Below are 12,259 nucleotides of genomic sequence, written 5' to 3'. Positions count from 1 at the left end.
CTTGGTAAACAGTGTGAGTTAGTTGGCTTGTAACACGGTGTTCGCGAATGTTGTGATTTCGGTTCGATCCCTGAGTTTGAGTTTCGAACCGCTAAACCCTTCGAACAGATGCTGATGCGCGGAAAATCCACTGGACTCTTCGCGCGTACGATAGCCGCCGGCCCAGTCGAGCAATGCAATCAACAACTCGTCATTCTTGTCCCGTTGCGACTCTCGCTGACGAATATTGGCAACACATTCCTCATCTTCAACACACAGCCAGATCAGTGTTGTCGCCCGGGGCAAGAGTTCGCTGATGATCCAGCCGTAAACGCCTTCGATCACCCAGCGCTCTTCACTGGCCATCACCCGTGCCATGCCCAGCGCCTCGGCACGGGGGCGGGCGATGCTGTGTTCGTCGGACAACCAGTGAATCGAATCGAGATTGACCCACGGCACTTGCAGGTGCTCGGCCAGTCGTTCGGCCAGCCAGCTTTTGCCAGAACCGGAGTTGCCGATGATCAGGGTTCGGGTGAGGTTCATGAGCGACACCGATCATATAAGGGAGCCGTAATCCGATCGTTCCCAGGCGCGTGGGAACGATCAGCCTTCAGTCGTCATTTTCAGGCGCAACCATCCGCGTCTTCGGCGAACCGTTTGAGTTGTGCTGATAGATCTCCTGCGGCTGTCCTTTTTCATTAAAGAACACTTGCCCGATCCCCGCCGAATTCCACAGCCGTTCACCCGCTTCAGCATGTTCCGGGACATGCGGAACAATGCGCATGCGTCGACGTTTGGTCAGCCAGTTGAGCGGCGAGCGGGGCGAGTAGAGCCAGCGGTTGAGGCGGTCGAACCACTCGAGCAGCGCGGGCGGGAACTCGTTTTTGATGCCGCTGCTGGTGATCTGCCAGATTCGCGGGCCGGCCTTGCGGTGTCGGATCAGTACTTCGTAGACGAAGGAATAATGCACATCGCCCGACAGCACCACGTAATTACCGGGTGTGCGCGAGTGTCGGAAAATGTTCAGGATCACCTGGGCTGCGCCGCGATGGGCCATCCAGTTTTCGGCGTCCACCAGCAGGGGATAACCGCACCAGCTGAAGACCCGCTGCACGGTTTCGATCAGTTTGACGCCGAAGATCGGTGCCGGCGAAACGATGATGGCCGAAGGGTGATCGAGCAGTTCCTGCTGCAGTTCGCTGAGGGCTTCCCAGTCCAGCAGACCTGACGGTTGCTTGAGGTTCATCTCGCTGCGCCAGCGTCGGGTGCGGGTGTCGAGCACGACGATGGCCGGGCGGGTGGGCAGTACGTAATGCCAGTTCTGAAATCTCAGAAGTTCGTCAATCAACTCGTCCTGAATGTCACTGTCGAGGTAGCGGTCATGCCCGGTCGCGCTCAATCCACCGGTCTTCTTCAGCACAGCGCCGAACGCATCCGGGTTGTTGCCCCAGCCCTGGCACAGCATATAAGCAATCAGTGCGTTGCCGATGATGCGCCTGGAGAACGGATGGCCGTAGGCCGTTTCCTCCCATTGCGCGGAAAGATTCCAGTCATCGGTAATATCGTGATCGTCGAAAATCATCAGGCACGGCAGGTGAGCGAGTGCTCGGGCGACGCCTCCAAGCCCGGCCTTGAAGCCATCGATGCGCGTCTGCTCAAGCGCATAACGCTCGCGTCTTGCAGGCGTCAGTGCCGGCGGTTGCGGGGCGATCAATGACCAGGGTGTCGGCGACCAGACCAGCAGGTACATGGCCATGACTTCGGCGAACGTCACCAGATGGTTGTCGGCACTGCTGCTGGTGAAAATCGGCTTACGCGCCCCACCGAAAAATCGCTCGCGCAGGGTTTCGTTGCTCTCCAGCGCCGGTAATAAATCCGCACGATGGTAGTAGCTGGCGGGGTGCTCGTAGAGCTTGGCGCTGTCGCTGACCACCGCGCCTTCGAGGTGCTCTTCAAACAACCCCAGTCGCTTGATCAAGGCATGGATGGCTCGCAGCATCGGCCCTGCGACATCGTCGGCATACACCTGATCGCCACTCATCATCAACAGCGCCGGGCGTTTGTGTGCGTCCGGCTCGGCCTCCAGCAAACGATCGACGCACAGCAAACCGTCCGGGGCCGGATGGTGAGGTTTGCGGCAGGAGCCGTGCAACAGATGATCGGCCCGTTTACGCAGGACGAAGTTTGGGCAACGGGCGTCTCCGTACAGCAAGTGCGGGGCCCAATCGGCGATGCCGGCGCCAGCGTCGTCAATCAGCAGGTCGTATTCGATTAACGTGTCGCAGGGCAGGGCGGCGTCCAGCGATACGTCGATCAAATGAACAAAGGCCTGGGTGCCCACCGCAATGATCGTGCACTGACTTGCGTCGAGGTGGATAGCGTCGCGATCTTGCAAACGCAACCTCAGCGACAACGCCCGCGACCCCACCAGCCACATCACCAGCCGCGAGGGCTCCAGACGCCGCAACAGCGGCCCGACCAGGACGGGTGGCAGGGATTGATGATCGTCAGGCAGCGGCAAAGACATGGATATCCGGGTTTTTGGAACAGAGAAGCGCGCGATGATAACGCAGCTGAGGTCAATGAAATGCAAGTGACTCGAATCCGGCAGTCAAGGCAACAGCTCGCTGTCCGCCTTCATTACATCCGTCTCGCCATTGGCCACGAGCCAGCGAAACAGCTCTGTCACGGATACCGTGTGGCTACGCTCGATCCATCGCACCAGCGCCGGGCCATAGTGTTCGGTGTAGCGGCTGAGCACCAGATGACGACAGTCCGCTGACAGGCGCAGGGTAATTTCCCGACAGTGCAGAGTGGCCGGGTCGTGCTGGATGACCCGTTGCTGCAGAATCAGGCTATTGCCTTCAGAAACCATCGGCCGGTGCTCCTGTGCATTGATGTTTGGTTGTCTGCGCCGAGCCTTGTTTGCCATCGGCCACGTAGGCGGCACGATGCTCGGCGACCACGTTGCGTAACGCGCTGTAGTAGTCCGGCAGTTTTTGCAGGCTGTCGGTCAGCGGTAAGGCTTCTGCGCGGTCATCGACGATGCCGCCGACTGTGCTGATGGTGGACAGCGTGTCCACGGTTTCGCTGTTGCTGCCAAACGGATCGACCACAAAACCGAGCACGCGGCCGGCGGCGTCGCGGCTGTTGGAAGTGCCGAGCAACGGCAACTCGACGATCGGACCGTTGCCGATGCCCCACACGCCGAACGTCTGGCCGAAATCTGCGTCGTGACGCGGGATACCGACCATGCCGGAGACGTCGATCAAACCCACCACGCCCACTGTGGTGTTCAGCACGAAACGCCCCAGTGTATTGGCCGAGCGCATCGGGTTGCCTTGCAGCAGGTCATTGATAAAGACCTTGGGCTCACCGAAGTTCGCCACAAAGTTATGCACACCGGTCTGGAAAAAGTCCGGCGAGTAGCGATAGCCGCGAGCGACCGGCGCCATGGCGTAGTCATCGACCACCCGATTGAACGCGAAAACCCCACGATTGAACGGTTCCGCCGGGTCGTACACCGAATAGGCGATGTCGGCGCAACTCACATCGGTGGTGGAGGGCGGCTGACTGCTGCAACCCGCCAACCCGGCAGCCAGCACGGCAATCGAGGTGTTGCGGGCCAGCCTGGGAGCACATTTGAAAGGCAACATGGACGCGATTCTCGGGAGGAGTTCGCCGAGATGCTGAGCCCCAAGCCTTGCGCGAAGATGTCTGGTTTATTGCGGCGCTGACGCTTTATTGCAGGATTGAAATATATGACGCGCTGCCATGAATGGTTTTAGATGGCGGTTCCATTCGCCCCTTAAGTGACCTTCGGTGAACAGCCTTTTAATTGTGGACGACGACCTTGAGGTCCTCGATCTACTGAAAAAATTCTTCGTGCAGCACGGCTACAGCGTCGAGGTCGCCACCGACGGCCCGTCGCTGTGGGCGGCCATCGAGCACCAGCCGCCAGACCTGATCATTCTTGACGTGATGTTGCCCGGGGACAGCGGGCTGATCCTGTGCCAGCAACTGCGGATCCGACACTCCATTCCGGTGATCATGCTCACGGCCATGGGCGAACTCAGCGACCGGGTGGTCGGCCTCGAACTGGGCGCCGATGATTACCTGACCAAACCCTTCGACGCCCGTGAACTGCTGGCCAGAGTGCGCGCCGTGCTGCGTCGCGTGGACGAGCGCCGTCCGGTATCGCAGGAACGGCCTCGTCCGCTGATCGACTTCGCCGACTGGCACCTGGACGTCACCCGTCGTGAGCTTCGCTCGCCGGACAACGTGATGATCCCGCTGTCGGCCGGCGAATTCGACCTGCTGCTGGTCTTCGTCGAACACCCGCAGCGTATTCTCACCCGCGAGCAATTGCTGGACCTGGCACGCGGGCATTGTCATGAGGCGTTCGATCGCAGCATCGACGTTCAGGTCAGCCGCCTGCGGCGCAAACTCGAGTCCGACACCAAGCGCCCGGCGATGATCCGCACCGTGCGCAATGGCGGTTACCTGTTCACGCCCAGCGTGACGCGGCGATGAGCTGGCTGAAGCGGATTCGCCGGGATACGGTGGCGCGCTGGATCGCGTTGACGATCATTTTGGCCATGCTCATTTCATTGGCACTCAACGGGCTGTTTATCCAACTGGCCGGCGTGTGGGCGCGTCCGCCGCTGACCGAAACCGGCCTGCTGGAAAAAGCCGCTGCCATCAGCCGCGTTATCGAGGCCGCTCCGGCGCCCCTGCGCAACCCATTGGCGCAAGCCGCCAGCGAGAACGGCTTCACCGTCAGTTGGCACCCTGATCGGCACGATCTCAATCTACCGACCGTGGAAGATCCGAAGTCCGACATCGGCTCGACCATCCTGCAGCCAATGCTCAGATCCCCAGACCGGCGCATCGAAGCCTATGAACCGGCCGACTGGACGGAGCACACGGCGGATGCGCATTACGCGCTGCTGATCGAGCTATCGGATTCGACATGGCTGATGTTCACCGCGCCCTCGCGCAGTTGGGGCCTCGACGAAACGCCACGCTACCTGATCGTGATCCTGCTGGTGCTGATCTCCACCGCCCTGGTCGCGCTGATCGCCACCCGGCGCCTCGCCACACCTTTGCAGCACTTTGCCGAAGGTGCCCGACGCTTCGGCGTGGACTTCCGCGCACCGCCCATCGAGCCGCTGGGGCCACAGGAAATTCGCCAGGCAATCCTCGCCTTCAACGCCATGCAAGCTCAGTTGCAGCACTTCATCCGCGACCGCACACAAATGCTCGCCGCCATCTCCCACGACCTGCGCACGCCCCTGACGCGGATGCGTTTGCGTGGGGAGTTCATCGAAGACAGCGAGCAACAGCAGCGGTTGTTTCGTGATGTGGATGAAATGCAGGCGATGATCAACTCGGCGTTGGAGTTCTTCCGCGATGATGCGCGGCTTGAGCCGGCGACCCAGTTTGATCTGGCGGAACTGCTGCAAACGCTGCTGGACGATTACCGGGATCAGCGGATTGAAATTGCGTTCAGTGGGCCGCTGCGGTGGGTGTATTTCGGGCGCCCGTTGGGGCTTAAGCGGGTGATGACCAATCTGCTGGAAAACGCGATCAAGTACGGTAGTGAACCGGCGATTGAACTGATCCCCGGAGCCGGGGAGGTGCGGATCAAAGTACTGGATCGTGGGCCGGGTATTCCGGATGCCAGCCTTGAACAGGTTTTTGCACCGTTCTTCAGACTGGAAGTCTCTCGGAACAGAAGCACTGGGGGTGTTGGTTTGGGGTTATCGGCGGCGCGGGCGATTGTGCTGGAACACGGAGGCAAGCTGACACTGCGTAATCGGTCGACGGGCGGATTGGAGGCGTTGGTGGTGCTGCCGGTGCATCCAACGCCCAGACAGTTAAGCAATTTCTGCAATGACGCAATCTTGTAGCAGCTGGCGGAGCCTGCGTTCGGCTGCGTAGCAGTCGTGAAATCAGGGGATGCAGTGTTTCAGGAAGACCGCAAACTCAGGTTTCACGACTGCTGCGCAGCCGAACGCAGGCTCCGCCAGCTGCTACCGACTACGTGACGGCTTAGCGGATCGTTTGAGCTTAAGCCTCCCAGCCAGCCCCACTGACCGCGGCCTGCGCCAGTGGGTGCAAGTCTGCGCCCTGATGTTCTGTCTGCCAGGCCAGCAATTCCTTGCGCATGCCGGGCGTCCAGTACATCTGCAGATGATTACGCACGCCGAGCACGGCCTGTTGCTGGTCCGGTTCGCTGGCGAAGTACTGGGCGATCTGGTTGACCATTTTGATCAGATTTTCAGTGCTCATCGGCGTACCTCGGCTTTAGTGCCACGCGCCTGGCGGCGTTCGTCGAGCAGGCGGTGCTGGTTGTCGCTGAACTCCTGATAGCGTTTTTGCCACTCGGAAGGGTGGTAGACGCGGCTGACTTCCACGGCCGTGACCTTGTACTCCGGACAGTTGGTAGCCCAGTCGGAGTTGTCGGTGGTGATCACGTTGGCCCCCGATTCAGGGAAGTGGAAAGTGGTGTACACCACGCCCGGGGCGACCCGTTCGGTGACCCGCGCACGCAGTACGGTCTGGCCGGCGCGGCTGCCGATGCCGACCCAGTCACCTTCGTTGATGCCACGACTCTCAGCGTCGGTCGGGTGGATTTCCAGGCGGTCTTCGTCGTGCCAGGCAACGTTCTCGGTACGCCGTGTCTGAGCGCCGACGTTGTACTGGCTGAGGATGCGCCCGGTGGTCAGCAGCAGCGGATAGCGATTGTTGACCTTTTCCTCGGTGGGCACGTAGCCGGTGAGCATGAAACGCCCCTTGCCGCGCACGAACTCCTCGATGTGCATGGTCGGCGTGCCGTCCGGTGCCGCGGCGTTGCACGGCCATTGCAGGCTGCCGTGGCGATCAAGTTCGGTGTAGCTGACGTTGGTGAAGGTCGGCGTCAGGCTGGCGATTTCATCCATGATTTCTGACGGATGTTTGTAGTTCATTGGATAGCCCAGCGCGTTGGCCAGGGCCACGGTGCCTTCCCAGTCAGCCTTGCCGCCCAGAGGGTCCATGACCTTGCGCACCCGGGAGATGCGCCGCTCGGCGTTGGTGAAGGTGCCGTCTTTTTCCAGGAACGAGCAGCCCGGCAGGAACACGTGGGCGAACTTGGCGGTTTCGTTGAGGAAAATGTCCTGCACCACGATGCATTCCATGGCGGACAGGGCTGCGGTGACGTGTTGGGTATTCGGGTCGCTCTGGGCGATGTCCTCGCCCTGGCAATACAGGCCCTTGAAACTGCCGCTGAGGGCGGCTTCGAACATGTTGGGAATGCGCAGGCCCGGATCGGGTTGCAGGGTGACATTCCAGGCCTGTTCGAACTGCGTCCGTACCACCTCGTTGGAGATGTGTCGGTAACCGGGCAGCTCGTGGGGGAAGGAACCCATGTCGCAGGAGCCCTGAACGTTGTTCTGCCCACGCAGCGGGTTCACGCCCACGCCTTCGCGGCCGATGTTGCCAGTGGCCATGGCCAGGTTGGCGATGCCCATGACCGCGGTGCTGCCCTGGCTGTGCTCGGTGACGCCCAGGCCGTAATAGATCGCCGCGTTGCCACCGGTTGCATACAGGCGGGCGGCGGCGCGGATGTCGGCAGGGTCTACGCCGCAGATAGCGCCAAGGACTTCCGGTGAGTTTTCCGCGCGGCTGACGAACTCGCTCCAGTGGGCGAAATCCGTTCCCTCGCAACGAGCGTCGATAAAGGCCTGGTTGAGCAGGCCTTCGGTGACGATGACGTGGGCCAGGGCGTTGAGCATGGCGACGTTGGTGCCCGGACGCAGGGCCAGGTGCAGTTCGGCGCGGGCATGCACCGAGTCCACCAGATCAATGCGTCGTGGGTCGATGACGATCAGCCGTGCGCCTTCGCGCAGGCGGCGTTTGAGCTGGGAGGCGAACACCGGGTGGGCGTCGCTGGGGTTGGCGCCCATCACCAGGATCACATCGGCCTGCATCACCGAGTCGAAACTCTGGGTGCCGGCGGATTCGCCCAGGGTTTGTTTCAGGCCATAGCCAGTCGGCGAGTGGCAGACCCGCGCACAGGTGTCGACGTTGTTGTTGCCGAACGCGGCGCGCACCAGTTTTTGCACCAGGTAGGTTTCTTCGTTGGTGCAGCGGCTGGAGGTGATGCCACCAATGGAATCGCGGCCGTATTTTTGCTGCAGCCGGCGGAATTCGCTGGCGGCGTAGGTCACCGCTTCATCCCAGCTGACTTCCTGCCAAGGGTCGTTGATGTGTTTGCGGATCATCGGTTTGGTGATGCGATCCGGGTGGGTGGCGTAGCCCCAGGCAAAGCGTCCTTTTACGCAAGAGTGGCCGTGGTTGGCCTGGCCATTCTTGTCCGGAACCATGCGCACCAGCTGGTCGCCTTTCATCTCGGCGCGGAACGAGCAGCCCACGCCGCAATAGGCACAGGTGGTGATCACGCTGCGTTCGGGCTGACCCAGTTCGACCACGCTTTTTTCCATCAGGGTCGCGGTAGGGCAGGCTTGCACACAGGCGCCGCAGGACACGCATTCCGAGTCGAGGAAGTTGTCGCCACCGGCGGCCTCGACCCGGGATTCGAAACCGCGTCCGGTAATAGTCAGGGCGAAGGTGCCCTGGGTTTCTTCGCAGGCGCGCACGCAGCGGTTGCAGACGATGCACTTGCTTGGGTCGTAGTCGAAGTAGGGGTTGGAAGTGTCCTTCACATCGGCCAGATGGTTGTCGCCTTCATAGCCGTAACGCACTTCCCGCAGACCGACCTGACCGGCAACGGTTTGCAGCTCGCAGTTGCCGTTGGCCGAGCAGGTCAGGCAATCCAGCGGGTGATCGGAGATGTACAGCTCCATGACGTTGCGGCGCAGGGTCGCGAGTTTCGGCGTCTGGGTGTGCACGCTCATGCCTTCGATGACCGGCGTGGTGCAGGACGCCGGGTAGCCGCGCATGCCGTCGATTTCAACCAGGCACATGCGGCAAGAGCCGAAGGCTTCCAGGCTGTCGGTGGCACACAGTTTGGGAATGGTTGTGCCCAACAGCGCGGCGGCGCGCATCACCGAAGTGCCTTCGGGCACGCTGATGCTGCGGCCGTCGATGTTCAGGGTGACCTGCACCTGGCTGTCGCGGGCCGGAGTGCCTAGATCAATATCGGTGTTCGGGTCGAAGAGAGTGATCATTGGTCGGCCTCCGAAGATTGCAGACCGAAGTCGGCGGGGAAGTACTTGAGGGCGCTGGCTACAGGAAAGGAGACCATGCCGCCCAACGCGCACAGCGAACCGTATTGTAGGGTGTCGCACAGGTCCTTGAGGATGATCACCTGTTCGTCACGACCGCTCTGGTCAGGCGCAGCCAGCAGGCGGTCGATCACCTCCACGCCCCGGGTCGAGCCGATGCGGCAGGGGGTGCATTTTCCACAGGATTCCTCGGCGCAGAACTGCATGGCGAAGCGCGCCATGTGGGCCATGTCCAGGCTGTCGTCAGCCACCACCACACCACCGTGACCGAGCATCGCGCCGATGGCGGCGAAGGCTTCGTAATCCAGCGGCGTGTCGAATTGACTTGGCGGCACCCAGGCGCCGAGCGGGCCGCCGACCTGCGCGGCTTTCAGCGGTCGGCCACTCGCGGTACCACCGCCGTAGTCTTCCACCAGTTCCCGCAGGGTCAGGCCAAAGGCCCGTTCCACCAGGCCGCCGCGACGAATATTGCCCGCCAACTGGAACGGCATCGTGCCCAGCGAGCGGCCCATGCCGTAATCGCGATAAAACTGCGCGCCCTTGGCCAGAATCAACGGAACCGAGGCCAGGGTCAGCACGTTGTGCACCAGGGTCGGCAGGCCGAACAGGCCCTGCAACGCGGGGATCGGCGGCTTGGCGCGGACGATCCCGCGTTTGCCTTCGAGAGAGTCCAGCAGCGCGGTTTCTTCACCGCAGATGTAAGCGCCGGCACCGACTCGCACTTCCATATCGAAGGCCTGGCCGCTGCCACCGACATTGGCGCCGAGGTAACCGGCGGAGCGAGCGATGTCCAGCGCCGCGCGCAGGGTGGCTACGGCTTGTGGATATTCCGAGCGCACGTAGATGTAGCCGTAGCTGGCGCCGACGGTGATGCCGGCAATGGCCATGCCTTCGATCAGCAGGAAGGGGTCGCCTTCCATCAACATGCGGTCGGCAAAGGTGCCGGAGTCGCCTTCGTCGGCGTTGCACACAATGTATTTCTGCGCTGCCTGGGTGGCGCGCACCGTGCGCCATTTGATCCCAGCGGGGAAAGCTGCGCCGCCACGGCCACGCAGGCCTGAATCGAACACCTCAGTCGCGGTCTGTTCGCCACCGATGGTGACGGCTCTTTTCAAACCCTCGAAACCGCCATGATCCCGGTAATCGTCGAGGTACAGCGGCCGGGTGATACCGGCACGGGCAAACAGTAGGCGTTGTTGCGTCTTCAGATAGGGCAACTCTTCCACCAGGCCCAAGGCCAGTGGATGAGAAGACGGCTCGCCTTGGAGCGCATCGAGCACGGACGGCACATCGGCAGCAGTCAGCGGGCCGAAGCCGATACGGCCTTGCGGGCTGTCCACTTCCAGCAACGGCTCCAGCCAGTACAGGCCGCGCGAGCTGGTGCGTTGCAGGTCCAGATTGCTTTCCTGCGACTGATTGGCAAGGGCCAAGGCCACCTCATCGGCGCCCACGGCACGGGCCAGCGAATCAACGGGCAGATAAAGGCGCGGCATCATGCGTCCTCCCGGCAAGCGTCGAGCAAGGCATCCAGACGCTCGGCACTGAGCCGCGCATGCACCTGGCCATCCAGTTCCAGAGCGGGCGAGCAGGCGCAAGCGCCGAGGCAATACACCGGGCGCAGACTGATGTTGCCGTCGGCACTGCTGCCGTGGTCGTCCAGTTGCAGGCGTTCGCGCAACTGCGCGGCGAGCTGCTCGGCACCGCGGCTCTTGCAGGACTCGGCCCGGCACAGACGCAGGATATGCCGGGCCGGAGGCGCGGTGCGGAAGTCATGGTAAAAGCTGATCACCCCGCGAACCTCGGCCTGACTCAGGTTTAGCGCGTGGGCAATCTCGGGGATGGCGGCATCGGGGATATAACCGATGCCCTCCTGAATATCATGAAGAATGGGCAACAGTGCACCGGGGGAGCGTTTGTGGCGCTCCAGCAGGCTGTTGACCATAGGTAGGTGCAACATCTCATCAGGCATTCAGCATTCCTCACGGTCACGGACAAACCAGATGGTTGTCGGTCGTCCGAAAGTGTCGGCTGCGGCACTCACACCACGTCACGGTATCGTGGCAATTTCAGGCCGTTGGCCAGGGCACCCTGTGCGGGCATCTTGTTGTGCCCGGCGCGGTCTTTGCCGCACCTCTATAAGGGCATTAAGGCAGCTTGCCACGCTGCTTTTGATTCATCTGCACCAAAGCGACGTGTTCGGTTCTTTCTACGACTTTCTATTGAGTCTAGAAGAGTGCGGCCCGAGGCGTCGTCCCTGAATGGTCGATGGCGTCGAAGTCACCTATCGAGGTGTCCGGAATTAGTTGACCACTCCACAGTTGATCACCAGTTTCCAGCGCTTGTGCCAAGCTGATGGAGTGTTAATACGCCTGCCGCTCAGGCAAACCTCAGGAAACCCATGACATGAACCCCACTCATGCATCGCACGTCCGTCGAGAATTCTACAAAGCAGTCTGCTTCTACTTTCGCGTTGTCTGGCCGATCTTTTCCATACTGCTTTTTTCTATCGTGCTATTCGGCCTCATCATCAGCTACCTGGAGGGTTGGGATCCTTTTGACGGCATCTATTTCGGCTTCGTGACCGGTTTGACCATTGGTTATGGAGAACTCGTGCCGAAACTTGGCGTCTCGCGGGTTCTGGCGATTTTGCTGGGGTTCAACGGGGTGCTGATGACAGCGATATTTGCGGCGATCAGTGTTCGGGCGATTGAGGTTGCAGTGCGGGCGGCGGGGCAGGACGAACCGGGTAAGCCGACGGCGTGAAGTCATGCTTGGTTGCTACTGGAAGGGGGCGCAAATCATCGACTCCTGCAAATCCATGCGCGACGGCGTGGTGTTTACCAGCAACCGCATCATCGCGGTCAACGTGCAGGGCATCACCGAGAGTCTCGGTCCAGCTATCAGGCGTTCCCGCTTTTTAGGTCGCCCACCTTTATTCATTGAATGTCTTTCAGATAGTCCTTAAGCGCAATGAGCGGCGCATCAAGCTGCTCCATCGTCCGCGCATTGCCAAACTCAACAGACAAACGATGCAGCTCCCGCCCCAACGG

Annotated in this window: 11 protein-coding genes and 1 pseudogene; 4 read left to right on the top strand and 8 right to left on the bottom strand. The window is 61.3% G+C overall.

Features of this window, described 5'->3' with window-relative positions; all coding sequences use genetic code 11:
• Positions 1–18: 18 nt before the first annotated feature.
• The 4 genes from KGB23_RS02610 to KGB23_RS02595 all read right to left on the bottom strand — a co-directional run bounded on the left by KGB23_RS02610 (position 19) and on the right by KGB23_RS02595 (position 3,635).
• Positions 19–522: an adenylate kinase gene (locus KGB23_RS02610; RefSeq protein ID WP_223429763.1), complete on the bottom strand. Its 504-nt coding sequence runs from the start codon at positions 520–522 to the stop codon at positions 19–21.
• Between the two features lie 67 nt (positions 523–589).
• Complete coding sequence (locus KGB23_RS02605) at positions 590–2,506, bottom strand: alkaline phosphatase D family protein (RefSeq protein ID WP_223429762.1); 1,917 nt, start codon at positions 2,504–2,506, stop codon at positions 590–592.
• An 84-nt stretch (positions 2,507–2,590) separates the two neighbouring features.
• A complete protein-coding gene (locus tag KGB23_RS02600; protein WP_223429761.1) occupies positions 2,591–2,854 on the bottom strand; it encodes a hypothetical protein in 264 nt (87 codons plus the stop codon).
• Complete coding sequence (locus tag KGB23_RS02595) at positions 2,844–3,635, bottom strand: VacJ family lipoprotein (protein WP_223429760.1); 792 nt, start codon at positions 3,633–3,635, stop codon at positions 2,844–2,846. The genes KGB23_RS02600 and KGB23_RS02595 overlap by 11 nt, the downstream gene beginning before the upstream one ends.
• A 166-nt stretch (positions 3,636–3,801) precedes the next feature.
• Here KGB23_RS02595 and KGB23_RS02590 point away from each other — a divergent pair, with 166 nt between their 5' ends.
• The gene (locus KGB23_RS02590; protein WP_223429759.1) at positions 3,802–4,512 is read left to right on the top strand and encodes a response regulator; all 711 of its coding nucleotides are present in this window, start codon (positions 3,802–3,804) and stop codon (positions 4,510–4,512) included.
• On the top strand, positions 4,509–5,891 hold the full coding sequence (locus tag KGB23_RS02585) for an ATP-binding protein (protein WP_223429758.1): 1,383 nt from the start codon (positions 4,509–4,511) through the stop codon (positions 5,889–5,891). The genes KGB23_RS02590 and KGB23_RS02585 overlap by 4 nt, the downstream gene beginning before the upstream one ends.
• 160 nt (positions 5,892–6,051) lie before the next feature.
• Here the strand turns inward: KGB23_RS02585 and KGB23_RS02580 are convergent, their stop codons facing one another.
• From KGB23_RS02580 to KGB23_RS02565, 4 genes are read right to left on the bottom strand one after another with little or no spacing between them, the layout of a single operon-like run.
• On the bottom strand, positions 6,052–6,273 hold the full coding sequence (locus KGB23_RS02580) for a formate dehydrogenase subunit delta (RefSeq protein WP_046045986.1): 222 nt from the start codon (positions 6,271–6,273) through the stop codon (positions 6,052–6,054).
• Entirely contained in the window at positions 6,270–9,152 is a 2,883-nt protein-coding gene (fdhF, locus tag KGB23_RS02575; protein ID WP_223429757.1) for a formate dehydrogenase subunit alpha, read from the bottom strand. Before fdhF ends, KGB23_RS02580 begins: the two co-directional genes overlap by 4 nt.
• Positions 9,149–10,705 carry a formate dehydrogenase beta subunit gene (locus tag KGB23_RS02570; protein WP_223429756.1) on the bottom strand — a complete coding sequence of 519 codons (1,557 nt, stop codon included), beginning with the start codon at positions 10,703–10,705 and terminating at the stop codon, positions 9,149–9,151. The genes fdhF and KGB23_RS02570 overlap by 4 nt, the downstream gene beginning before the upstream one ends.
• Complete coding sequence (locus tag KGB23_RS02565; RefSeq protein WP_223429755.1) at positions 10,702–11,178, bottom strand: formate dehydrogenase subunit gamma; 477 nt, start codon at positions 11,176–11,178, stop codon at positions 10,702–10,704. Before KGB23_RS02565 ends, KGB23_RS02570 begins: the two co-directional genes overlap by 4 nt.
• Positions 11,179–11,612: 434 nt before the next feature.
• On the opposite strand from KGB23_RS02565, the gene KGB23_RS02560 reads away from it, so the two are divergent.
• Together KGB23_RS02560 and KGB23_RS30325 are read left to right on the top strand one after the other, a co-directional pair.
• Positions 11,613–11,972 carry a potassium channel family protein gene (locus tag KGB23_RS02560; protein ID WP_223429754.1) on the top strand — a complete coding sequence of 120 codons (360 nt, stop codon included), beginning with the start codon at positions 11,613–11,615 and terminating at the stop codon, positions 11,970–11,972.
• A 31-nt stretch (positions 11,973–12,003) separates the two neighbouring features.
• Positions 12,004–12,096: pseudogene (locus KGB23_RS30325) on the top strand (PH domain-containing protein); the annotation flags it as partial.
• Positions 12,097–12,259: the final 163 nt, after the last annotated feature.

This window comes from Pseudomonas sp. GL-B-26 (genome assembly GCF_019947405.1).
Lineage (GTDB): Bacteria > Pseudomonadota > Gammaproteobacteria > Pseudomonadales > Pseudomonadaceae > Aquipseudomonas.
This window is presented reverse-complemented; position numbering and strand designations above follow the sequence as displayed.

Coding starts and splice junctions, on each gene's coding strand:
- KGB23_RS02605 (WP_223429762.1), bottom strand. CDS start 2,506: ATGTCTTTGCCGCTGCCTGACGATCATCAATCCCTGCCACCCGTCCTG.
- KGB23_RS02580 (WP_046045986.1), bottom strand. CDS start 6,273: ATGAGCACTGAAAATCTGATCAAAATGGTCAACCAGATCGCCCAGTAC.
- KGB23_RS02610 (WP_223429763.1), bottom strand. CDS start 522: ATGAACCTCACCCGAACCCTGATCATCGGCAACTCCGGTTCTGGCAAA.
- KGB23_RS02585 (WP_223429758.1), top strand. CDS start 4,509: ATGAGCTGGCTGAAGCGGATTCGCCGGGATACGGTGGCGCGCTGGATC.
- fdhF (WP_223429757.1), bottom strand. CDS start 9,152: ATGATCACTCTCTTCGACCCGAACACCGATATTGATCTAGGCACTCCG.
- KGB23_RS02595 (WP_223429760.1), bottom strand. CDS start 3,635: ATGTTGCCTTTCAAATGTGCTCCCAGGCTGGCCCGCAACACCTCGATT.
- KGB23_RS02570 (WP_223429756.1), bottom strand. CDS start 10,705: ATGATGCCGCGCCTTTATCTGCCCGTTGATTCGCTGGCCCGTGCCGTG.
- KGB23_RS02565 (WP_223429755.1), bottom strand. CDS start 11,178: ATGCCTGATGAGATGTTGCACCTACCTATGGTCAACAGCCTGCTGGAG.
- KGB23_RS02560 (WP_223429754.1), top strand. CDS start 11,613: ATGAACCCCACTCATGCATCGCACGTCCGTCGAGAATTCTACAAAGCA.
- KGB23_RS02600 (WP_223429761.1), bottom strand. CDS start 2,854: ATGGTTTCTGAAGGCAATAGCCTGATTCTGCAGCAACGGGTCATCCAG.